Annotated in this window: 18 protein-coding genes; 7 read left to right on the top strand and 11 right to left on the bottom strand. The window is 70.1% G+C overall.

Annotation, left to right across the window (positions count from 1 at the left end; genetic code table 11):
* Positions 1-13: 13 nt before the first annotated feature.
* Positions 14-733: a DUF1963 domain-containing protein gene (locus ACTWP9_RS19770; protein ID WP_443247551.1), complete on the bottom strand. Its 720-nt coding sequence runs from the start codon at positions 731-733 to the stop codon at positions 14-16.
* A 949-nt stretch (positions 734-1,682) separates the two neighbouring features.
* Here ACTWP9_RS19770 and ACTWP9_RS19765 point away from each other — a divergent pair.
* Both ACTWP9_RS19765 and ACTWP9_RS19760 read left to right on the top strand, forming a co-directional pair.
* Positions 1,683-2,003, top strand: a complete 321-nt coding sequence (locus ACTWP9_RS19765) for a GYD domain-containing protein (protein WP_443247550.1) — start codon at positions 1,683-1,685, stop codon at positions 2,001-2,003.
* Positions 2,004-2,363: 360 nt separating this feature from the next.
* Positions 2,364-2,552 carry a hypothetical protein gene (locus ACTWP9_RS19760; RefSeq protein ID WP_443247549.1) on the top strand — a complete coding sequence of 63 codons (189 nt, stop codon included), beginning with the start codon at positions 2,364-2,366 and terminating at the stop codon, positions 2,550-2,552.
* A gap of 147 nt (positions 2,553-2,699) precedes the next feature.
* Here the strand turns inward: ACTWP9_RS19760 and ACTWP9_RS19755 are convergent, their stop codons facing one another.
* The gene (locus tag ACTWP9_RS19755; protein ID WP_443247548.1) at positions 2,700-6,476 is read right to left on the bottom strand and encodes an nSTAND1 domain-containing NTPase; all 3,777 of its coding nucleotides are present in this window, start codon (positions 6,474-6,476) and stop codon (positions 2,700-2,702) included.
* Positions 6,477-6,719: 243 nt separating this feature from the next.
* On the opposite strand from ACTWP9_RS19755, the gene ACTWP9_RS19750 reads away from it, so the two are divergent.
* A complete protein-coding gene (locus ACTWP9_RS19750; protein ID WP_443247547.1) occupies positions 6,720-7,772 on the top strand; it encodes a hypothetical protein in 1,053 nt (350 codons plus the stop codon).
* Between the two features lie 125 nt (positions 7,773-7,897).
* Here the strand turns inward: ACTWP9_RS19750 and ACTWP9_RS19745 are convergent, their stop codons facing one another.
* The 3 genes from ACTWP9_RS19745 to ACTWP9_RS19735 form a co-directional block, all read right to left on the bottom strand.
* Positions 7,898-8,098, bottom strand: a complete 201-nt coding sequence (locus ACTWP9_RS19745; protein ID WP_443247546.1) for a hypothetical protein — start codon at positions 8,096-8,098, stop codon at positions 7,898-7,900.
* Between the two features lie 344 nt (positions 8,099-8,442).
* Positions 8,443-9,558, bottom strand: coding sequence for a hypothetical protein (locus ACTWP9_RS19740; protein ID WP_443247545.1), 1,116 nt, complete (start codon positions 9,556-9,558; stop codon positions 8,443-8,445).
* Between the two features lie 159 nt (positions 9,559-9,717).
* Positions 9,718-10,509 (bottom strand): Fpg/Nei family DNA glycosylase, encoded by a 792-nt coding sequence (locus ACTWP9_RS19735; protein ID WP_443247544.1) that lies wholly within the window; start codon positions 10,507-10,509, stop codon positions 9,718-9,720.
* Positions 10,510-10,704: 195 nt separating this feature from the next.
* Between ACTWP9_RS19735 and ACTWP9_RS19730 the strand changes: the two genes are divergently transcribed.
* On the top strand, positions 10,705-11,598 hold the full coding sequence (locus ACTWP9_RS19730) for an NAD(P)-dependent oxidoreductase (RefSeq protein ID WP_443247543.1): 894 nt from the start codon (positions 10,705-10,707) through the stop codon (positions 11,596-11,598).
* Positions 11,599-11,736: 138 nt separating this feature from the next.
* A complete protein-coding gene (locus ACTWP9_RS19725; RefSeq protein ID WP_443247542.1) occupies positions 11,737-13,032 on the top strand; it encodes an NAD(P)-binding protein in 1,296 nt (431 codons plus the stop codon).
* Here ACTWP9_RS19725 and ACTWP9_RS19720 read toward each other — a convergent pair.
* The gene (locus tag ACTWP9_RS19720; RefSeq protein WP_443247541.1) at positions 13,018-13,344 is read right to left on the bottom strand and encodes a hypothetical protein; all 327 of its coding nucleotides are present in this window, start codon (positions 13,342-13,344) and stop codon (positions 13,018-13,020) included. The genes ACTWP9_RS19725 and ACTWP9_RS19720 overlap by 15 nt on opposite strands.
* A gap of 303 nt (positions 13,345-13,647) precedes the next feature.
* On the opposite strand from ACTWP9_RS19720, the gene ACTWP9_RS19715 reads away from it, so the two are divergent.
* Both ACTWP9_RS19715 and ACTWP9_RS19710 read left to right on the top strand, forming a co-directional pair.
* Positions 13,648-14,226, top strand: a complete 579-nt coding sequence (locus ACTWP9_RS19715; RefSeq protein ID WP_443247540.1) for a type VII secretion target — start codon at positions 13,648-13,650, stop codon at positions 14,224-14,226.
* The gene (locus tag ACTWP9_RS19710; protein WP_443247539.1) at positions 14,223-16,577 is read left to right on the top strand and encodes a hypothetical protein; all 2,355 of its coding nucleotides are present in this window, start codon (positions 14,223-14,225) and stop codon (positions 16,575-16,577) included. Before ACTWP9_RS19715 ends, ACTWP9_RS19710 begins: the two co-directional genes overlap by 4 nt.
* A gap of 34 nt (positions 16,578-16,611) precedes the next feature.
* On the opposite strand, the gene ACTWP9_RS19705 is transcribed toward ACTWP9_RS19710, so the two are convergent.
* The 5 genes from ACTWP9_RS19705 to ACTWP9_RS19685 all read right to left on the bottom strand — a co-directional run bounded on the left by ACTWP9_RS19705 (position 16,612) and on the right by ACTWP9_RS19685 (position 21,168).
* Complete coding sequence (locus ACTWP9_RS19705) at positions 16,612-18,729, bottom strand: xanthine dehydrogenase family protein molybdopterin-binding subunit (protein ID WP_443247538.1); 2,118 nt, start codon at positions 18,727-18,729, stop codon at positions 16,612-16,614.
* Between the two features lie 11 nt (positions 18,730-18,740).
* Positions 18,741-19,751 (bottom strand): FAD binding domain-containing protein, encoded by a 1,011-nt coding sequence (locus ACTWP9_RS19700; protein ID WP_443247537.1) that lies wholly within the window; start codon positions 19,749-19,751, stop codon positions 18,741-18,743.
* Between the two features lie 7 nt (positions 19,752-19,758).
* Positions 19,759-20,370 carry a (2Fe-2S)-binding protein gene (locus tag ACTWP9_RS19695; protein WP_443247536.1) on the bottom strand — a complete coding sequence of 204 codons (612 nt, stop codon included), beginning with the start codon at positions 20,368-20,370 and terminating at the stop codon, positions 19,759-19,761.
* 51 nt (positions 20,371-20,421) lie between these two features.
* Complete coding sequence (locus tag ACTWP9_RS19690) at positions 20,422-20,931, bottom strand: mycothiol transferase (protein WP_443247535.1); 510 nt, start codon at positions 20,929-20,931, stop codon at positions 20,422-20,424.
* A gap of 69 nt (positions 20,932-21,000) precedes the next feature.
* Positions 21,001-21,168: a DUF5670 family protein gene (locus tag ACTWP9_RS19685; protein WP_209243011.1), complete on the bottom strand. Its 168-nt coding sequence runs from the start codon at positions 21,166-21,168 to the stop codon at positions 21,001-21,003.
* Between the last annotated feature and the right edge of the window lies 1 nt (position 21,169).

Raw genomic sequence — 21,169 nt, 5'->3', positions numbered from 1 at the left:
GAGGCCGAACGGTTCACCAGATGTCAGGGGTCGGTATCGCCTGAGTGAAGTCGCCGACGCGCAGTGCGTGGGTGGGAATCGACCAGTGCATCCAGCCGCCGTCGCCGTCGATGTGCCACTCGTGCTTGTCGGAGAGCTGGAGCAGGTGATGGTGGCCCTCCAAGTCCTCACCGTCGGGCAGCACGGGGCCGCCTCCCGTGGGGTAAACCGGCCGACCGAAGGCCATGTCCTCACTGAGCAGGCTGCCCGGGACCCAAAACTCAGTCAGCATCTCGTGCTTGAACACCTCCACATCGTCGTAGTCGGGCCCGAATTCGGGATCGATGCCGTCCCATGCACTGTCGAAGATGTCGGGAAAGACGAAGCCGGGCATGGCTGCCCAGGCATCGGGCGCGAAGACGCTGGCTGTGGCGGGTGGCTCGGTCTCGACGGCGAGGCCGGAACGGGCCGCCACGACCTGCCCCAACTCCGGGGCGCAATGGCCAGCGCGGCGCGTCACGTCCCAGGCGGCAGGGTTGGCCTGATCCGATTCGATGTCGAGGTGAAAAAAGTTGAGCAGGCCGGTGCCGGGCGGGAGGAGGCCGTCAAGCCAAGGAGGCAGCGCGTCGGTGTCGAGGACGGCGAGCAGACTCAGCGGGAGGCCCTCACACGTCGGCCACGGCACACCGGGCTCCAGCATGGCGTTGCCGCCGAAGCGGCTGTGACCGGCGGCCTGGCCCGGTGCGGCGGGCACGAGTTCGAAACCTGGCCGGACCAGGCCCGCAACTCGCTCGGCGAGATCCGCGCGCAGGCGGTCCGCGCAAAAGTCGCGCAGCTCAGCCAGGGAAGTCTTGGGATCCATACCTGGCAGTCAAGCATCCGCCTCCGACAGGGACCGCTCCGGAAGGTCAAGCACGGGCCCACCGGGGGCCCGGAACAGCACCCACCATCCTGCGGTGATCGGCCCACTGCCCGCCGGTCCTGCCATTGCCGGAGGCAACGGCGGCCCTCCGCCACTGCGCATCGATCAACTCACGTCGTCGTACCGTGCCGAACGCCCGCCCAGACATGGTTTACACCAACCCATAGGTGTACTGACCGCATGCGACCGACAAGCTGCGGCTGCTGGCACACGCCGAAATGGGCCGTGGCGCGGCGCCCAGGATTCGTCCCGGTCTGCGGGCCGGTCGCGCCATCGCCAAGTGGCTGGCTGGGGGCCGCGGAGGCGCCTGCGGATGAAGGATCAAAAACCTGAAAGCGTGGCTGACGCCGGTGGGCGGCTGAGGCAACCACGTACGAGTGCGCGGCGACTGTCCCACCATCGCGGCTGACTTTCTGCAGCTGAGGCATCAGCGGCACTCGTCGGACAGCTCCGCCTGGTTCCGCCTCGAAGCTCCACCGACCGCCTGGGCAGACTCCCGACCGTGTCACAACATGCCAGAACAGCCGGACAGCCACGGGGAACAGGGCACACAAGGCAGCAGGACCCGAGCCGTGTCAGGGGCCGTTGCAGCAGGTCAGGGCCGCTTCCCCCTTAAACGATCAATGCTTCCCAAGCCCAGCGCGTGGGTTCGCCCCAGCGCACCCTGCCTCTTCCGGGGCGTAAGCCATATGGCGTCGGTGCGCACGACGGGGTCGCGGAGCAGGAGGAGGATTCGGATAGAGGGCTGGGCTACCGAGACGAACGCGAGAGGCGGATACCCATGGCGAAGTACCTCTTCAGGGCCAAGTTGACCGTGGATGGACTGAAGGGCTTGCTCAAAGACGGCGGCACTACGCGCCGCGAAGTTGTCGAACGCATGGTCCAGAGCCTGGGAGGCCGACTCGAATCAATGTACTGGGCGCTCGGCGAGGAAGATGTCTACGTCACGGCGGACCTGCCGGGCAACACCGCCGCCGCGGCCATGGGTCTCGTCACGTCGGCGGCTGGTGGCGCTCGCACGAGCACGGTTGTGCTGCTGACGAACGAGGAGATCGACGAGGCGGTCCGCCAGAAGGTGGAGTACCGGGCACCGGGCGTCTGACGCGCCAGCCTGGGGCGTGGCTGGTAAGCCCCGGTGTACAGCAGCGAAGTACAGCAACCACAGCCTCCGGAGACGACCGTCACCGGCCTCACCCGCACGGACGACTGGCCGAGCAGACTTCAGTGCCCGCCCCGCCAGTAGTTCGGGACGGAGAGGTCGCTCCGTCAAGGTGCGCGGCATGACCGACAACGCCCCGGCATGCCCACCGATAACGCCCCGGCATGCCCCCGAGTGCAGCCAGCCCATGAAGGCCGGGAGGGGTCCCCGTCCGCCGCTGGTTGAGGCACCCGCGCGCATGTGACCGGGGTAGGACGAGCATTACAGTCCCAGTCCCAGTCGCAGGGCCAGAGGGGAGAGTTCGTGAGTAGGCGCCAGTACGTGGCCAGGGGGGTCCCCGGTGGCTATCGCGTCTGGGACAACAAGCGACGACGGTGGTGGGGCGACCTGTATGAGCTCTGTCCGGACGAACTCTTGGCCGAGCTGAATGGCGGGGCCGACCGCGACAAGATCACTGCTCTGCTGAAGCGCTATCGGGCTCAGAAGCGGTAGAGCCCAGCGCTCCAGATGCGTACGAGAACCGGGGGTTGACCGATGTCAACGGAGGGGGCCGAGGGGGCTTGCTGTTCCCAGGGGGTCTCGTGGCTGCCCAGCTCGTAGCGCGGGATCGGTGCGCCGTGGCAGTTGGCGAGTTGGCTTTCAGCGGGGCACGCAGGTGTGGTGGTAGGGGGAGTCGGGCAGGAAGCGTCGCCATTCTTCGCGGGTGAGGTTGCGGTCGAGGGCGGCGCACAGCTGGGCCGTCACGCGCTGCGGGTCGGTGTCCCACAGGCGGACCGTGGTGTCGTCGCTCGCGGTCGCGAGGGTGCGGCCGTCGGGGCTGAAGTCGAGCGCGGTGACGAGCTGGGAGTGGCCGGACAGGGTGGCCAGGATGTTGCGGTCATCGATGTCCCACAGGGTGACCGCGCTGTGCGCGCCGGCGGTGGCGAGCGTACGGCCGTCCGGGCTGAACGCGACGTCCATCGCCGGCCCCGTGCTGCCGGTCAGCGTGGCCTTCGGCTCGCGGTCGGCCACGTCCCACAGGATCACCCGCTCGTCCCGCCCCGAGGTGGCGAGCGTACGGCCGTCCGGGCTGAACGCGGCATCCGTGACCCAGCTCTTGTGTCTGCGGAGGGTCGCCGCGCGCGTGCGTTCCGGCACGTTCCAGAGGATGGTTCCGGTGTTGTGCGTACTGGCGAGCAGTCGGCCGTCCGGGCTGAAGGTCACGGCGTCGCTCCAGCGGGCTCCGCTGTCGAAAGTGGCCAGCCGGGTGTGGCGGCGGGCGTTCCAGAGCACGACCTTCCCGTCGATGCCCACCGTCGCGACCGTACGGCCGTCCGGGCTGAAGGCGACGCCCATGACGCGGCCCTTGTGGCCGGAGGTGAGCCGGACGGGGCGGGAGTCGTCCTTGGGATTCCACAGGGTGAGTGTGGAGGTTCTGGACCACCGGGGATCGCCGGTGGCTGCGGCGATGGTGTGCCCGTCGGGGCTGAACGCTACGGCGTGTACGGGTCCCCTGCCCCGGCCCAGCAGGGCGCTGCGGGTGCGCCGCCGGGTGTCCCACACGGCGAGCGTCGCATCGTCGCTGGCGGTGGCGAGTGATCTGCCGTCAGGGTCGAAGGCGACGTCGTTCAGCCGGGTGCGGTGTCCGGACAGCGGGATCTGCGACGGGTCCCACAGAAGGACGCGCCCGCCCTCGTCGGCCGAGGCCAGTTGGTTGCCCTTCGGGTGGAACGCGAGCCCGTAGATGTTGCGGGTGTGCCCCCTGAGGGTGGCTTTGCGGGCGCGGCGTCCGGTGTCCCAAAGCGTGACCGTGGCGTCGTTCCCAGCCGTGGCCAGGGTGTGCCCGTCCGGGCTGAACGCGAGAGCCCTGACCCGTTGGCTTCGCCCGCTGAGCGCGCCGTCGCTCTCGCGGCGCCGCACGTCCCACAGCCGTACGGCGTTGTCCCGCCCGGCCGTGGCGAGGTGGTCGCCGTCCGGACTGAACGCCACCGTGTCGAGGGGTCCGGCGTGGCCCTTCAGGGTGGCGAGCCGCTTCCCGGTGGCGGTGGACGGGTCGTCGGACGTGGCGGCGGGCGGGCCGTCGGACGAGCCGACGCGTCGGCCGGCGGACCAGAGGCGTACCGCGCCGTCGTCGCCGACCGCCGACACCAGCCGGCCGTCCGGGCTGAAGGCCACCGCGTTGACCGGCTTTTCGGGCCCGGTGAGCGTGTCCCGCGCGGTGCGCCGCTCGACGTCCCACAGCCGTACGGTTCCGTCGGCGCCGCCGCTGACCGCCCGGTGGCCGTCCGGACTGAAGGCGACACTTCTGACAGCCTCGGCGTGCCCGTGCAGGGTTGCCGCCTTCGCACGCTTTCGTACGTCCCAGAGGACCAGGTCCCCGCTGTCGCCGCCGGTGGCCAGCAGCCGTCCGTCCGCGCTGAACGTCACCGCCTGAACCGGTGAGCTTGCATGCAGGGTGGCCGTCGGCCGCCGGGTGCGGTGGTCGGGGTTCCACAGCCGTACCGTGTCCCCGCTCGCGGTGGCCAGGGTGCCGTCCCGGCTGAAGGCGACGCCGGTCAGCGCCTGCGGGTGCGCGACGATCTCCTTCCGGTAGGACCGATGCGCTGACATCGTCAACAGTGCGCCGCGCGCCTCCGGCGTGGGCGCCGTACGGTACGCCTCCACACTCAGCAGCATGGCCGTTCCGGGCTGGTGGTCGGCCAGTTGCATCGCCTGTGCGGCAAGTTGGCGGGAGACGGCGTCCCTCCGGGTGTCCGTTGCGCGCTGCCGCTGCTGCACCGCGATCAGACCGACGCCTGTGACCACGACCAACAGCACCGCCAGGCCGATCGTCAGGGCACGCAGCCGACGGCCTCGCCGTACGGCGGCGCGCTGTTCCTCGTCCCGCGCCTCGATGCTCGCGGCGAGGAATGCGGCCTCACGCTCGGTCAGTTCGGCCTCGCGCCCGGTCTCCACGAAGTGTTCCTCGGCCGTGGCCAGGCGGCTGCCCCGGTACAGCGCGCCGTGGTCGCGCGTCAGCGCCTCCCACTCGGCGGCGGCCCCGGTCAGCCGCCGGTGCACCAGCAGATGCTCGCGGTCCTCCTCGATCCAGCCGCGCAGCCGGGGCCAGGAGGTGATCAGCGCCTCGTGGGCGAGGTCCACAGTGCCGTCGTCGAGGCTGAGCAGCCGGGCGCGCGCGAGGCGTTCAAGGACGGCGCCGACGACGCCCTCTTCCTCCCCGGGGCCGTGCTCCAGTTCCGTACGGCCGACCGTGCGCCGGGTGTCCTGGGCGCCTTCGCCGGGGGTGACCAGGAGCAGCAGGATCCGGCGCGCGCATGCGGCCTGTTCCGCCGGGAGCTGCCGGTAGACCTCCTCGGCCGTACGCGCGACGGCGCCGTGCAGGCCGCCCGCCGCCTCGTATCCGGCGACGCCCAGCCGCCCGCCGCTGCGGCGGTGCCACGTTTCCAGCAGCGCGTGGGACATCAGCGGAAGGGCGCCCGGTTCACCGCTGACCTCCTCCACGATCCGTGCGGTCAGGGCGCGTTCCACGGTCAGGCCGGCGGCCGTGGCCGGTCCGACGACGGCCTTCCGCAGTTCCTCCGGCGTCATCGGCCCGACCAGCAGGGTGGCATCGCGCAGCGCGTCGGCGAGCTCCCGGTGTCCGGCGCAGTGGCCGAAGAAGTCGGCCCGTACGGCGAGGACGACCCGTAATCGGCTTCCGGGCCGGCAGGCCATCAACAGCTGCCCGATGAACTCCGCCCGCTCCGCCGCGTCGTGGCACAGGGTGAAGATCTCCTCGAACTGGTCGATCACCACGACCGTGTCGCCGCCCGCCGGGTCCGGCGTCAGCAGCCGCGCATGGGTGCGGGCGGGGTGCGCGCCGGGTGCGAGGATCCTAATGGCGGCGGGCCGCTCCCCGGGGGCCGCCGTTTTGCGCAGTGCGGCGACGGGCCGCTCCCCCGGCGCCGGTGTTTCGCGCAGTGCGGGGATCAGTCCGGCGCGCAGCAACGAGGACTTGCCGCTGCCGGAGGGCCCGACGAGGGCCGTGAGCCGTTGCGTCCGTACCAAGGCGACCAGGTCGGAGGTGAGTTGCTCCCGGCCGAAGAACCGCTCCCGGTCCTCCGGCTGAAAGCGCCGCAGCCCCGGGTAGGGCGGTACGGCGTCTTCGGTGGCCGGCCGCAGCTCGGCCCGCTGCGCCGCTTCCGCCTCGCGCCAGCGCCGCTCCCACTCCTCCGGTGCGCCGTCGCACGCGGCCACATAGGCCAGGGCTACGGGCAGTGAGGGCAGTTTCCGACCGGCGGCGGCCTGCGCGAGCGTCGCCGTCGCATAGGGCACCCGCCGTGCCATCGCCCGATAGGTCGGCCCCCCGGCCTCTTGCCGCAGCTTGCGCAGCTCGTACGCGAACCGCTGCACCGGCCCCTCCGACGGATCCAGCGGATTCTCCGTCCGTCCCGGCATGGCCCCGTTCCCCTTTGCCCCCTGGCGGCGGCCCCCGACCGCCACGCGATGCCCCATTGTCTACCCGCCGAACTGGGCTTACAGACAATGCCCGGCGCGACGAGAGTCGGGATCAGCGAAGCGCGAGAAGCAAGAAGGTGGGACGAGGGACCACGGGGGAACACGGGGGAGCGCTGCTGCCGGGTCGGGGGGCCCGGCAGCAGCACCTGTGACCGCCGCCGAACGCCACAGAAGGGAATGCAGATGACGCCCGCTTCATTTGCGCGTACGGCCGCGGTTCTGGGTGCCGCGGCGCTGCTGGCCACCGCACTGGGGGCACAGGGCAGGACCGCGCCGGCCGAGACCGCGCCGACCCGGGCCGCGCAGCAAGAGCTGCCGGTGCTGGGGCACTTCCGTAACAACCACCCCGCGGACCGGGGGACGTGGGGGGACCGGATGCGTGCGGCGGAGGGCCAGTACGGACCGTTCGCCGGACACTGGCGCAACTACCGTCCGGCGGGCGAAGAACCGCTCGACGACAAGCCGACGGGGGACGACGAGAGGGCCGCGCTCGCGGCCGGTAAGCAGCTGCACCTCTCCTGGCGCCCCTATCCCGACGGACAGAACTGGGCCTATACGGCGAGCGGCGCCAACGCACAGCAGCTCCGCAGCGTGATGCGACGGCTGCAGGCCACCTGCGAGCAGCACGACACCTGTTCGGACATCTGGCTGTCCATCGCCCATGAACCGGAGCTGGACTTCCGGGAGAACTGCGGCGAGATCAGACCCTGCGCGGGCTATCAGTACGCCGACTTCCGTGGCATGTGGAACGAGGTCGCGAAGGCCCGGAAAGCGGTGGGCGCGGACAAGGTGCGGCTGGTCTGGATCGTCCAGGGCTGGCGGAACGACAAGGATTTCCACGCGAATCTGTGGCCCGGAAACGACAAGGTGGACGTCGTGGGCCAGGACCCGTACATCATGCAGGGCACCCCGGCCGCCGAGCTGGGCGAACGAATGGTCCAACGGAAGGGATGGTTCGAGGACTGGTCGGACGAGAAGCACGACTACGCCTCGAAGCCGCATATCTTCGCGGAGTACGGATGCGATCTGGAGGGCCGCGGGGACGCGCAGCATCGCGCGGACTGCATCAAAAGCGTGCGGCGCAGCCTCCCGCAGATCGCCGACCACGACGACCCCGGCGAGATCCGCGTGGTGGAAATGGCGTTCTTCGACGCGCGGACCAGCAGGCTCGAGGACGCCGAATCCTCACCCGACGTCAAGGCTTACCACGCGCTGAAGGACGCCACCGAAGGCTGAGCCGGCCACCGTCAGCGGATGGTCGACAGCACGGACGAACGGAGGGGCGGGTGGTCCCGCCCCTCCGTCTGTTCACGTCTTCCGCAATTCTCGGTGCGCCGAAATCGGGCTCCGCGGAGAAATCTTCACGCTGCTGCGGTCAGGCTTACGATCCACTTTGCAGGAATCATCCAGGGATTCGACTGGCTGCTTCCCCCGCCACCGTGATCGATCGGCCGCTCCGCGTCCTTTTTCTTCAAGAACGTCAGGAGTTGAGTAGTAGCCGCTAGAAGGGCGCCCAGGCCGCCGAAGAAAGTACCCAGGGCTGTAAGAAGTTCGAGGAACATCGCGCTCGCCTCCCCACGCACGGGCCGGGCGCGCTCTCTGCGGTTCACGCTGACAGGAAAAGAATCCCTGGGGCGGAGAAGATGAAGGAACCGGCCCTTCCAGCAGCTTCCCGCCACTTACGGCTCACGCCACCCTGTCCGGGGTTCTTGGTGGCCCAGCTACGCATGTGAATCAGCACGGCATTCCTCCTTTCCTTCTCCCTTGGAAGATCTGAGAGCGGTCTTACCGTAGCGGAACAGCACCCCTCCGGTACAGGTCCCGTCCGGCCCAGCGTCGCAATTCGGCCACACTGCGCGGGCCGAGTGCCGGGTCGCACCTGGCCGCCGTACGCATCCGTCGGCTGTCAGTCCGCCTGGTTGGAGGGTTTCGGCGGCGGGGGACGGGTGGGGGTTGCCGAGCCGCTTGCGCCGGCGAGGACGTTTCGGGCCTGGGTGTCGACGAGCCGGGTGAAGATCTGCTGGGCGTAACCGAAAATGATGGCCCAGGAGATGATCTGCGCGGAGGAATCAAGGGCGGTCAGTCCGGGGACGAATCCGCCGCGCATCAGGAGGAGACCGAGTACGGCGGTCAGCGCACCCATGGGGAGCTTCAACAGAGCAAGGGCGAAGGGCACGTTGTACGGTTCCGCGGTTCCGCCGATACGTCTGATGGTGGTGGCTGCCGCAATTCCGGCGGCCACCAGCCCGATGAATTCGACGGCCAAATAGTCCGCGGGTGCGGTCGTTGTCGCAAGGCTCGCGTCGACGCGTTTCGCCTTCGCGTCCGGGGACGATCTCGTCGGGCAGACGACGTGGTATTCCTCGGCGCCTGATACCCGGTCGGGCGAGAAGCACAGCGGGACGGTGTCGTCGAAGAACCATCCCAGGACGGCCACCAGCACCACCCCGACCGCCAGGCCCCCCGCGACCCAGCGCACGATATTGACGAAACTGCGGACACGCAGCGTCTTCTGGATGCGGACGTGCCGGGCCACACTTACGGCGTCCAGGAGCGATTCCCGCTCGGAATCCGTGATTTTCGCGGGGGACCGGGAGATTCTTTCGACGGCGACCCGCCGGGGGTCCTCGGCGGGCAGTGCCTCGCGTACCGACGCCAGCACTCCCGGCATCATCGACGCGATCTCTTCCGGGCCGGAAAGGCGCAGCAAGAGATTGTGCGCGGTGTCGACATGGATCTGCCCCACCGCAATATGTGAAGCGGCTCTTTTTCTCTTGTGCGCATGGGACAGCACGCTGCGGGCGCTGTTCAGCTCGTCCTTCGCCTTGTCGAGCAGGTCGTTCCGGTCCTTGCCGTGCGTACGCCACCGGTCATCCAGGAGGGCTTGGAGTTCGTTGGTACGCGCGAGGAGGACCTGGCGAAGTTCCCACGGGCCGTACTCCCTCGCCGGGATCTTTTTCGGGTTCTCGGTGTCAGCGTTCTCTTCCGGCCCGGGCGAGGGGGGACTGCTGTCGCTGCTCATGCCGCTGATCCTGACGACTGCTGCAGCTGAAGGGCGGTTCGCGGGGGCCGCTTGCTCCGGGTACTTCAGGCGAAAGAGGTACTTGTCTTGGGCCTTGAGGGCGAGGGCTGCACCGCCGCACTGCCCGCACCCCGCACCGCCGCACTGCCACAAGCGCTGCTACGAGGCCGGATCCGGCTGGCAGTGCGGGCACCAGAGCGTGGTGCGGCCGGCGACGCGGGCCGAGCGCAGCCGGGTGCCGCAGCGCGGGCAGGGTGCTTGGCCCGGGTCGTCGCGGTGGCCGGTCAGCCAGTTGTCGCGGGGCGGGACGCACTCGGCTTCCACGGAAGTACGCAGCACCCGGCGCATCGTCCGGTAGAGGGTGGCCCGCTCGTCGTCGGTGAGGGAGCCGGTGGGGCGGGAGGGGTGCAGCCGGGACTGCCACAGGATCTCGTCGGCCAGCAGATTGCCCAGCCCGGCACAGACCGACTGGTCGGTCAGAACGGCCTTGAGGCGCCCGCGGCGGCCGGTGAGGGCGGCATCGAAATCGGCGCGCGAGACGGTCTGCGCATCGGGGCCCTGCTCGTCGAGGAGCCGGGCGGCCTCGGGGTCGTCGGCGAGCCAGAGGCCCTTGAGTTTGCGCTGGTCACGGTAGCGGAGCTGGCGCTCGCCGCCGAGCGTGAACAGTACGCGGTCGTGGCGGTGCGGCTCATCGTCGGCGGCTGTACAGACCAGCCGGCCGGTCATGCCGAAGTGCAGCAGAAGGGTCGGCCCGCCGGTGTGCGCGAGGAGCCATTTGCCGTGCCGTTCCGGCTCGGTGAACTTCCGGCCCTCCAGATCACTGCTGAGCCGACGCGCGCTGACTCCGTGCAGGACGCCCGCGTCCCGCACCTCGACCCGCCGGATCGTCCGGCCCTGCGCACAGTCGGCCAATACCCGCCGGAAGCCCTCTACGTCGGGGAGTTCTGGCATGGTCACCGCACCTCGCTGCCGGTGATTGCGGACTCGACCAGCGTAAGAGCGCCCCGGGTCCGCCGCATGCGGGCAGCGGCCGGGGCCCGCGGGCGTGCGTGCGACGGCGGGGGTTGACTTGAACCGAGGTTCAAGAAGGAGGCTCGCTGCATCGACGGGCGATCACGCCCGGCAGAGCAGCGGGGAGAGGGAACCATGACCGGTACGAACGAGCGCTCGGCCGTCACACCATCGGTGAGTGTGCTGGGACTTGGCGAGATGGGAGGGGCACTCGCCTCGGCGTTCCTGGGCGGCGGCCATCCGACCACGGTGTGGAACCGCACGGCGGCCAAGGCGGACCCCTGGGTGGCCAAGGGGGCGCGGCAGGCGTCTGATGTACGCGAAGCAGTGCGGAGCAGTGAACTCGTCGTCGTCAGCGTCCAGGGCAACGAGACGGTACGCGAGTTGCTGGAGACGGCAGGGGACGCGCTCGCCGGTCGGGCCGTCGTCAATCTGACGGACGGCACGTCACAGGAGGTCAGGGCAGTCGCCACGTGGGCGGGCGAGCGCGGAGCCACATACCTGCACGGGCAGATCATGACGATCGCGCCCGGGGTCGGCAGCCCGGAGGCGGTCGTCTTCTACGGCGGCTCCCGCACCGTGTACGACCGCTATGAGGCCGCGCTGCGGCTGATCGGCGGACGCGGGACTCTGCTCGGCACCGACGCCGGGGTCCCGACGCTGTACGGCATGGCCGTGCACGGAACCATGTGGGGCGTTCTCAACGGATTCCTGCACGCTGCGGCGCTGCTCTCCGACGAAGGCGTGCCGGTCGCCGATTTCCTGGACCGGGCCAACCCCTCCCTCACCGCGTTGCAGGGGCTTTTCCCGCTGCTCGCGGGCGAGATCGACAGCGGTGCGTACGCGACCGAGTACGGCGCTCTGTCAGCGCACCGGCCCTCGGTGGCCGACCTGGTGCGCGAGTGCGCCGCGCGCGGGGTGGACACCACGCTCCCGCGCTACACCCTGGACCTGGTCGAGCAGGCGATCGACGCCGGCCACGGCGGCGACAGCTACTCACGGCTGGTGGAGCACTTCAGGGGGCGGTGAGCAGGCAGAGCGGTGAGCAGCCCCGTGGCGGGGTGAGCAGCCGGGGGCGGTGCGGCGACGGAGCGATGTCACATCCCGGGCGCTCCCGTTCGTCGGTGAGGGAGCAGGCAGATCCGGTCGCGGAAGCTGGAGGCTCCCATGGCACACGCCCCGCACACCCCTCACACCCCTCACGTCACTCACCTCACCGTCATCGGCGGCGGTCTCGGCGGGTTGACCGCCGCGCTGGCCGCCGCCGAGGCAGGCGCCGAGGTCGCGCTGTACGAGGCACGCGGCACGCTCGGCGGACGGGCGCGCACGGCGGACGGGCCGTACCGGACCAACGAGGGCCCGCACGCGCTCTACAACGGCGGACCGCACTGGCGCTGGCTCAAGCAGCGAGGGCTGTTGCCGCCGATGGCCCGGGTGCCGGTCAGGGAGGGGCTGCGGGTGCGCTACCACCACGGCGGCACGCTGCGCAGCACCCCGCCGGCCGGGCTGCTGCGGCTGCGGCGCAGGCGGAGCGCCCCCGTCGAGGTGCCCTATCTGGAGTGGGCCACCGAGCAGTTGGGAGCGGACACGGCGCGGGCGGCAGCCAACTTCGCGGCGGTCGCCACCTTCCACCACGCGCCGGGCGAGCTGTCGGCGGCGTTCACGCACGAGCGGATGCGGCGCGCCTCGAAGCTGCCGCCCGAGGCGCACTATCCGCGCGGCGGCTGGGCGGCTCTGGTGGAGCGGATGGCCGCGCGCGCCCGGGAGTTGGGCGTACGTGTCGAGCTGGGGGCACGCGTGGACGCCGACGCGCTCGGGGAGGCGGCCCGGCGTGGCCCCGTCGTGGTCGCCACCCCGCTGACGGTGGCCCGTGCGCTGCTGGACGATCCCGGGCTGAGCTGGCCCAGCGGGCGTACGGCGCTGCTGGACCTGGTGCTGGAAGCCCGTACGGGAGACGCCTTCGTGGTCTCCGACCTGGACGCGCCGGGGTGGATCGAACGGTTCACGGCGAGCGACGCCTCGCTGGCACCTGCCGGGCAGTCGCTGCTCCAGGCCCAGTTCCCCCTGGCCCCCGACGAGCCGCGGGCCGCCGCGCTCACCCGCGCGGAACACCTGCTGGACCTGGGCTTCCCGGGCTGGCGGGAACGCATCGTACGGCGTACGGAGGCAACGGCGGACGGCCGGACCGGCGCGGTCGACGTCCCGGGCACCACCTGGCGCGACCGCCCCGCCGTGGACCGCGGCGAGGGCCGCTACCTCGTCGGCGACCAGGTGGCGGCCCCCGGCGTACTGAGCGAGGTCTCCTTCGCCGGCGCGCTGGAGGCGGTACGCCTGGCGCTCAGGGAGCGCGCGGGCACCGGCGGCAGCGCAGGCTCGGGCGGTGGCGCAGGCTCGGACGGTGGCGCACGCTCGGACGGTGGCGCGGGGCCCCGTTCGGCCGCCTTTCGGTCACGCGCGCGGTGACGGGTGGAAGCGGCGGGCGGCCCAGATTGTCAGCTCCTGGGCGATGCGGGCAGCGCTCGTCTCTGTTGTGACCTCGTGCTCGCAGCGGTGCGGATCGCGCCGTACGACGTCGTAGCCGCCCTCCTCCAGTACGGCGACCGTGGCGAACCAGGAATCGGAGCCTGCGTCCGGCTGGAGGACCAGGAAGGTGTTGTCGGCCTCGTCGAGGTCGCCGATCAGCATGACCAGCGAGTCCTCGGAGGGGTCGTCGACGGTTATCCCGTTCTCGCAGTCCACACGGTAGTAGCGGGCACCGCTCGGCCCGGATCTCACTCGGTCACCAAGGCGGTCATCGCATCGGACATAGGGGCATAGTGACCCGGCGCCGCTCGGTCGGCATCCGATTTTTCCGCCTCGTCCGCGCACAGATGCCTGAGATGGCCGACACCGAACCCCTCTGTGTCCGGGATGAGTCAACATTCCGTTCTTCACAGATTCTTCGGAAGACGCACATCGAGTTTTCTTGTACGTTCATTGGAGGTCGGAGGTGTTCACCGACGGGAGCGGGGATTCATGTCTTTCGGAGAGGAATGGGCGGGCCTGGTCGCGAACGCCCGGGCCAAGCAGTCGACTTCGATGCAGCTGAACGGCGCCGGGGGCAAGGGGGGCGGCGGCCAGGGCGGGGGGAAGGGGGACGGAAAGTGGCTCCAGGTAACGGACGATGTACTGCGCGGTCACGCGAAGAAGGTCAGAGAGGTCCTCAGCACCTCCTTCCAGAAGGTTGACAACGCTGCCATGCGGGAGACCGAACAAGTCCCCGGCTCCATGAAGGGCTTCGTCAGCGACGAGGCGTTCAAGGAGTTCCAGGAGATGTGGCGCGGCCAGATGACGTACCTGAAGAAGAGGTACGCGAGCGTGGCCAAGAGGCTCGACAAGGCCGCCGATGACTTCAAGACGACCGACGCGTGGACGAAGGAGCAGGTGGAGAAGATCGCACGCGAGCGGCGTGAGAAGGAAGGCAAGCCGTCGCTCAACGACCTCCTCCACCCGAAGCCGCCTTTGTACCGCCCGGGGGTTCCGGATCTGACCACACCGCAGAATCCCCTGTACCCGAACGGGACGCAGAAGCCGCTGTACGGCCCCTACCCGCCGACGTCGACACCGACGTCGACACCGACGTTCGAGCCGAATTCCTGGAGTGAGGCCGGACGATGAGCGAGCACACCCTCGACTACACGACGGTCCGCCACGTCAATCTGACGCCGCTGCGCGAGGCGGTGCGCGAATGGGTCAAACTTCCCAAAGAGTTCCGCCAGGTCCACACGACTTTCGACCGCACCGTCTCCAAACCGCTGAGCACCCCCCAGTCCGGGTGGCACGGCGAGGCGAAGAACGCGGCGTTCAAAGCCTTCACGGGCGTCCAGGAGCAGGTGCTGGAGGCATCCAGGCAGGCGCACAAGGTCGGCACCGTCATGTCCGAGGCGCTCGCCGACATCGAGGCCGCCAAGAAGGAACTCGAGGCAATCGAGACGGCACTGACCGAGCCGAAGGGCGGCGGGAAGAGCTGGCTGAAGCTGAACGAGAAGACGGGCACGGTCGAATACGACCCGCCGGCCGACGTCGACTCCCGGACCAGCGCGAAGCACAGGCCCGAGTTCGATACGGCGATCGCTGCGTACAACGACCGCATCAAGAAAGCCCTCCAAAAGGCGAGCGACGCCGACCACGACCTCAAGACCGCCCTGTTGCTCAACCCGGCGGGCAAGGGCTTCAACGACAACGTCTACGGCCACCTGGCGGACGTCGACAAGGAGACCAAGGCAGACCTCAAGACCGCCCTGCACCTGGCCAAGGACGAGGGCGCCGAGATGAGCCCGAAGGAGCTGTCCAGGCTCAACGGCATCCTCGCCAAGAATGCCAACAACCCGGACTTCGCGGAGAAGTTCGCCCGCGAGATGGGCCCCAAGGGCGCGGTGGACTTCTGGTTCAACATGGCCAAGCCGGAGTACAGGCAGAACGGTGCCGCGGGCTCGGTCAGGGTGGAGCGCAGCAAGGCAGAGATCAACCGGCTCGCCGGGCTCCAGGACAACCTCGGGGCCGTGCTCGGACTGGCCAGCCAGTCCGACTCGCCAGAAATGGCGAAGTGGAAGAAGGACATGCTGGACATCAGCATGAACCGCATCAACGCCGATGAGGCGAAGGGCAGCCCGTACGCGGACAAGGGGCCCTACAACGCCCAAGTGCTCAGTAATCTGATGCGCACCGGGAAGTGGGACAAGGACTTCCTCCATGATTACGGCGACAAACTCATGGAGAAGGACAAAGAGAAGGCCATGAACGGCCCGACGAACGATCCGACGAGCAAGTGGATCAGCGGCGGCCTGTCCGACTCCGCGTTTCTCAACTTCGGCCCGAAGAACGACGCGGGCGAGGACCCTGTCACAGGGTTCATGGAGGCCCTGGGGCACAACCCGGAGGCGTCCACCGAGTTCTTCAAGGACAAGGAGAACTTCGACTACTTCACCTCGGAGCGGGACTGGCCCGCGGACGGTGAGGTCGCCGAGGACGGCAAGCTGAAGGACGTCAAGGGCGGCGTGCAGGCCATGTCCCACGCGCTGGCGTCGGCCACCACCGGGCACCCCTTCGATGAGCCGATGCCGAAGGACGTCCCCCCGCACACCAAGGACCAGGCCGAATTGATGAGCCGGATCATCAACAAGACCGCGAACGTCGAGGACGATTTCGCGCTCAAGCCGGGCATGCACGAATACGTCGGCAAAGCGGCGGCCGAGTACACGCCCGACATCTTCCGCGCGATCAAGGACGGAAGCAACGGCGACAAGCTCTTCCCGATGCAGGGGCATCAGGCCGAGATGGATCACGCCGAGGCAACACGTTTCCTCGTCCAGGTCGGTCAGGATCCCGACGCGAACGCGGCGCTGAACTACGGGCAGAAGACCTATACCGGCCAGGTGCTGGAGCATCATCTCGCCGGCGATCTCCCCGCGAACGAGAGGTACAACTCCAGCAGGGATCAGACGGTCGAGGAGATCCTCAGGACCTCGGGTGAGGTGTCGGGGACCATGGCCATCGGGCGGCAGGAGGCGATCATCGGGCCCGCGGTCCGGGAAGCCAAGGAGTTCGACAGTGCGACTCTGAGTGGCCGCATGTGGGGCAACGGCGCTTTCGGCACCATTGTGTACGGCGTTTCCGCGATGGAGAGGTTCTCCGGCAATCCTGTTTCGGCCGTGGTCGTCTCGAGCCTCATCGGCAGTGCCGAAAGCGCGTGGGCCAACGACTTCGACCGCGAGCACCTCAAGTTCGACGAGACCATCGAGAAGGCGGACGCCGCGGGCAAGATCTACGACGAAATGGCCCGCAGGGACGTCCAGCAGAACGAGAAAATCCTGCAGCACATCTCGGACAAGCACGGCGTCAAGGTGTCGGACAGCTGGTCGGAACTGTATTCCGACGACGGTTTTGCTCAGGGGTACTCGCGCGTCAACACAACGGCCCCATTCCTCACGTCCCACGAGCAGGTGAGCACCTTGGCCGCCGGGAAGTAGGCGGCAGCCGATTCCGCTCGTCCAGCGCCCCTCCTCACCCCACCGGTCCCACCCGGTCCGGGGTGAGGGGGAGTTCGCGGTAGCGCCGGCCGGTGGCGTGGTGGACGGCGTTGGCGATGGCGGCCGGGGTGCCGACGATGCCGATCTCGCCGATGCCCTTGCCGCCGACCGGGTTGAGGTGCGGGTCGTGCTCCTCGATCCAGTGCGCGTCGATGTCGGGGACGTCCGCGTGCGCGGGGACGTGATAGCCGGCCAGGTCCTTCTCGACGAAGCCGCCGAGCCGCGCGTCCAGCGTGCTGTGCTCGGTCAGCGCCATGCCCAGGCCCATCGTCATCCCGCCGATGAACTGCGAGCGCGCCGTACGGGCGTTGAGGATGCGGCCCGCGGCGAAGACGCCGAGCAGCCGGCGTACCCGTACCTCGCCGGTCACCGCGTCGACGGAGACCTCCGCGAAGACGGCGCCGAAGGCGTGCCGCGCGTACTCCTCCTGGGCCTGGACGTCGCTGGTGGTGTCGACGGTGACGATGCTGCCGCCCGACTCCCGCAGTTCGCGGCACGCCTTGTGGACGGCCCAGCCCCAGGAGGCGGTGCCCGAGGAGCCGCCGGCCAGCGGCGCTGTGGGCAGATCGCTGCTGCCGACGTCGATCCGGACGGCGTCCAGCGGGACGCCGAGCTCGTCGGCGGCGATCTGGGCGAGGACGGTTCGGGCTCCGGTGCCGATGTCGGTGGCGTTGATCCGTACGTGATAGGCGGGCCCGGAGCCGTCGCCCATCGCCTGGACGGAGGCGGTGGACGGGGCGACGTACGCCGGGTAGGTGGACGCTGCCACGCCGGTGCCCAGCAGCAGTTCGCCGTCGCGCCGGGCGCCGGGGCGCGGGTCGCGGCGCTCCCAGCCGAAGCGGCGGGCGCCTTCGCGCAGGCAGTCGCCGAGGTGGTGGCTGCTGAACGGCCTGCCGCTGTCGGGCTCCCGGTCGGGGATGTTGCGCAGCCGTAGCTCGATCGGGTCGATGTCCAGCGCGGTGGCCACCTCGTCCATGGCGCATTCGAGCGCGTACATACCGGGTGCTTCGCCGGGGGCCCGCATCCAGGAGGGGGTGGGGACGTTCAGCGCGACGACGTGGTGTCCGGTGCGGCTGCCGTCGGCGCCGTACATCACCCGGGAGGGCACGGCGGCCTGCTCCACGAACTCCCTGAGGGTGGAGGTGTGGGTGACCACCTCGTGGCCGAGCGCGGCCAGCGTTCCGTCGTCGCGGGCGCCGACGCGCAGCCGCTGGACGGTGGGGGCACGGTGGCCGACCACGAAGGGCAGCTCCCGGCGGGGCAGGACGACCTTGACGGCGCGCCCGGTGTGCTTGGCACCCATCGCGGCGAGCACCACCGGAGCCCGCGGGGTGCCCTTGGACCCGAAGCCGCCGCCGACGTGTTCGGCGACGACGGTGACCTGTCGCGGATCGAGGTCGAACATCGCGGCCAGCGTCTCGCTCACCAGGGTGGCGCCCTGGCTGGAGTCGTAGGCGATCAGATGCCCGCCCTCCCATACGGCGGTCGCGGCGTGCGGCTCCATGGGGTGGTTGTGCAGCGGGCCGAGGGTGTAGGTGAGGTCGAAGCGGTGCGGCGCCGCGGCGTACTCCGCATCGAAGTCGCCCGCCTCGCGGGCGCCGGGGTAGCCGCCGTTGGCCTGCTCCGGGGGGTAGAGCTCCGGGTGGTCGGCGCGTACGAGCACGTCGTACGGCTCCTTGTCGTAGCTGAGGCGGAGTTCCCGCGCCATTTCGCGCGCCACCTCCGGCGTCTCGCCGACGGCCAGCGCCACGTACCAGCCGCGGTGCGGCACCCGTGGAGTCTGGAGCAGGTGGAGGGTGGGGTCGTCGGGTTCGCCGAGCCGGGGCGCGTTCTCATGGGTGAGGACGGCGAGCGCGCCGGGCAGCGCCATGGCGTCGCTGTCGTCGATGGCGGTGACACCGCCGTGCGGCACGGTCGCGGCCACCGGCCAGCCGTACGCGCAGTCCGGCGGGGTGTGTTCGGCGGCGTAGCGCGCCGTGCCGGTGACCTTGGCGGGGCCCTCGCGGCGGAGAGCGGGCGAGCCCAGGACGCGCTCGGCGGTGCGGTCGGCGCGGGTGGTGCCTGCGGTGTCTGTGGTGTCGTCTACGGCCATCGTCCTCGTCCTCACGTCCCTGCGGAGCGGTTCGGGGCGTCACCGGCCAAGGCGGTGAGCATGTGTACGGCCACATTGCGGGCCAGCGGCACCTTGAAGCCGTTGTCGGACAGCGGGCGGGCATCGGCCAGTTCGGCATCGGCCGCGCGCGCGAAGGCCTCGGCGTCGGCGGGCGCACCGATCAGCATCCGCTCTGCGGTACGGGCCCGCCACGGCCGGTGCGCCAGCCCGCCGAACGCGAGCGCGGCATGCCGTACGGTCCCGTCGCCGTCCAGCGCGAGAACGGCGGCGGCCGAGGCGAGCGCGAAGGCGTACGAGGCGCGGTCGCGGGCCTTGCGGTAGGCGGCGCGGGCACCGGCGGGCGGCGGCGGGAGGGTGACGTGCGAGATCAGCTCGCCGGGCCGGATCGCCGTGTCCCGCTGCGGGGTGTCACCGGGCAGCCGGTGGAACTCGGCCGCCGGCACCGTCCGGTTCCCCTCCGGGCCCAGCAGCTCCACCTCCGCGTCGTAGGCGGCCAGCGCCACCGCCATGTCGGAGGGGTGGGTGGCCACGCAGTGCTCGGAGTGGCCCAGTACCGCCATGTCCCGGTTGACTCCCTCCCGCGCCGAACAGCCCGAGCCCGGCTCGCGCTTGTTGCAGGGCGCCGAGAGGTCCTGGAAGTAGGGACAGCGGGTGCGCTGGAGAAGGTTGCCGCCGGTGGTGGCCAGATTGCGGAGCTGCCCGGAGGCGCCGGCCAGCAGTGCCTCGGCGAGCGCCGGATAGCTGCGGCAGACGGAGGTGTGCGCGGCCAGGTCGGTGTTGCGGACGTTGGCGCCGATACGGAGGCCGCCGTCGGCGGTGGGCTCGATGTCGTTCAGCGGCAGCCGGGAGACGTCGATGAGGTGCTCGGGCGTCTCGACGCCGAGCTTCATCAGGTCCACCAGGTTGGTGCCACCCGCCAGGAAGCGCGCGTGGGGCTGCGCCGCGAACGCGGAGACGGCCTGCTCGGGGCTGGTGGCGCGCTCGAAGGTGAAGGGCTTCATCGCACGCTCACCTCGCCGGTACGGCGTCGGCGTCGCTGCGGCGGGAGGCGTGCGCGGCGTCGCTGTGCCCGCCGGTGTACGCCGTCACGTCCTCGATCGCCTCGACGATGTGCGGATAGGCGCCGCACCGGCAGATGTTGCCGCTCATCCGCTCGCGGATCTCGTCGCGGTCCAGCTCCACCGGAGCGCCGGTGGCCCGCTGGAGTGCTGCGGCGGGGGTGGCCTGCGAGGGGTGGCCTTCGGCGGCCTCGCACAGCATGCCGACGCCCGAGACGATCTGGCCCGGTGTGCAGTAGCCGCACTGGAAGGCGTCCCGCTCGTGGAACGCCTGCTGGAGCGGGTGCGGGCGCTCCTCGTCGCCGAGCCCCTCGACGGTGGTCAGATGCGCGCCGTCGTACGCCACCGCCAGCAGCAGACAGCTGTTCGCGCGGCGCCCCTCCAGCAGCACCGTGCAGGCGCCGCACTGGCCGTGGTCGCAGCCCTTCTTGCTGCCGGTGAGGTGGAGCTGTTCGCGCAGTACGTCCAGGAGGGTGGCGCGGTGGTCGACGGTGACGGTGTGCGCGGTGTCGTTGACATGCAGGGTGAGGGTTGAGCTGGTGGCGGTGCGCTGGGGGATCACGGGGCGCGCCTCTCTTCGGCTCTGGTGCTGCGGCTGGGGCTTGATCTGGGTTCAGCGGCGTTCCAGCACGCCGCGCAGGAAGGCCGCCTGACCGACGTGCTGCATGGTGTCGCCGATGACGCTGACGAGGCGTACCCCGAGCGAGACCGGCGGGTCCCACGCGTCGTCGACGATGCGGTCGAGCGACCGGGCATTGAGGGTGCCCAGATAGTTGAGGGTCTGTTCGTGCACCGCGTCGTGGTACTCCAGCAGCAGCTTCGGCGAGTCCACCCGGACGGCGGCCACGTCCGCGGGCGCGTGGCCGAATCCGGTGTCGTCGGAGGGGAGGGGCAGCCCGAAGCGCTCCTCGAACCCCTGTGCGTGCCAGACCTGCTGCGTACCGGCGGCGTCGGCGAGGTGGTCGTCCTGCACCCGGGTGAGGTGCCAGATCAGCCAGCTCACTCTGTTGGTCGCCGGGTCGAGTTGTTCGTTGAGGTGTCTCTTCTTGATGCTGCGGAGCGTGGAGTGGACCTCGCCGTTCACGCGGGTGAAGGCGTCCGTGAGGAGGGCGGTTGTGTCCATGTATGTGACCTTACGACCCATTCACTGCCGGCAGGAGCGGGCAGCGCCGCTCCTGCCGGCAGCCCTCGCCTACCAGCGGTACCACCGACCGCGCCGCCCTCCGACCGCAGGCCGCACGAAGAACCCGAGCAGCCACAGGACGAGCACGATCACCGCGATCCACCACAGCGCCTTCAGCGCGAACCCCGCGCCGAACAGGATCAGCGCGAGCAGCAGTACGAGTAGCAGGGGACCCATG

The organism is Streptomyces sp. 3N207, from assembly GCF_052246355.1.
Lineage (GTDB): Bacteria > Actinomycetota > Actinomycetes > Streptomycetales > Streptomycetaceae > Streptomyces.
The sequence above is the reverse complement of the archived record's forward strand: the minus strand, read 5'-3'. Positions and strand labels throughout refer to the sequence as shown.

Bases quoted from the DNA above. Each gene is read 5' to 3' on its own strand.
- ACTWP9_RS19730 (WP_443247543.1), top strand. From the start codon at position 10,705: ATGACCGGTACGAACGAGCGCTCGGCCGTCACACCATCGGTGAGTGTG.
- ACTWP9_RS19700 (WP_443247537.1), bottom strand. From the start codon at position 19,751: ATGAAGCCCTTCACCTTCGAGCGCGCCACCAGCCCCGAGCAGGCCGTC.
- ACTWP9_RS19685 (WP_209243011.1), bottom strand. From the start codon at position 21,168: ATGGGTCCCCTGCTACTCGTACTGCTGCTCGCGCTGATCCTGTTCGGC.
- ACTWP9_RS19740 (WP_443247545.1), bottom strand. From the start codon at position 9,558: ATGAGCAGCGACAGCAGTCCCCCCTCGCCCGGGCCGGAAGAGAACGCT.
- ACTWP9_RS19715 (WP_443247540.1), top strand. From the start codon at position 13,648: ATGCAGCTGAACGGCGCCGGGGGCAAGGGGGGCGGCGGCCAGGGCGGG.
- ACTWP9_RS19745 (WP_443247546.1), bottom strand. From the start codon at position 8,098: ATGTTCCTCGAACTTCTTACAGCCCTGGGTACTTTCTTCGGCGGCCTG.
- ACTWP9_RS19750 (WP_443247547.1), top strand. From the start codon at position 6,720: ATGACGCCCGCTTCATTTGCGCGTACGGCCGCGGTTCTGGGTGCCGCG.
- ACTWP9_RS19755 (WP_443247548.1), bottom strand. From the start codon at position 6,476: ATGCCGGGACGGACGGAGAATCCGCTGGATCCGTCGGAGGGGCCGGTG.
- ACTWP9_RS19710 (WP_443247539.1), top strand. From the start codon at position 14,223: ATGAGCGAGCACACCCTCGACTACACGACGGTCCGCCACGTCAATCTG.
- ACTWP9_RS19705 (WP_443247538.1), bottom strand. From the start codon at position 18,729: ATGGCCGTAGACGACACCACAGACACCGCAGGCACCACCCGCGCCGAC.
- ACTWP9_RS19725 (WP_443247542.1), top strand. From the start codon at position 11,737: ATGGCACACGCCCCGCACACCCCTCACACCCCTCACGTCACTCACCTC.
- ACTWP9_RS19765 (WP_443247550.1), top strand. From the start codon at position 1,683: ATGGCGAAGTACCTCTTCAGGGCCAAGTTGACCGTGGATGGACTGAAG.
- ACTWP9_RS19690 (WP_443247535.1), bottom strand. From the start codon at position 20,931: ATGGACACAACCGCCCTCCTCACGGACGCCTTCACCCGCGTGAACGGC.
- ACTWP9_RS19735 (WP_443247544.1), bottom strand. From the start codon at position 10,509: ATGCCAGAACTCCCCGACGTAGAGGGCTTCCGGCGGGTATTGGCCGAC.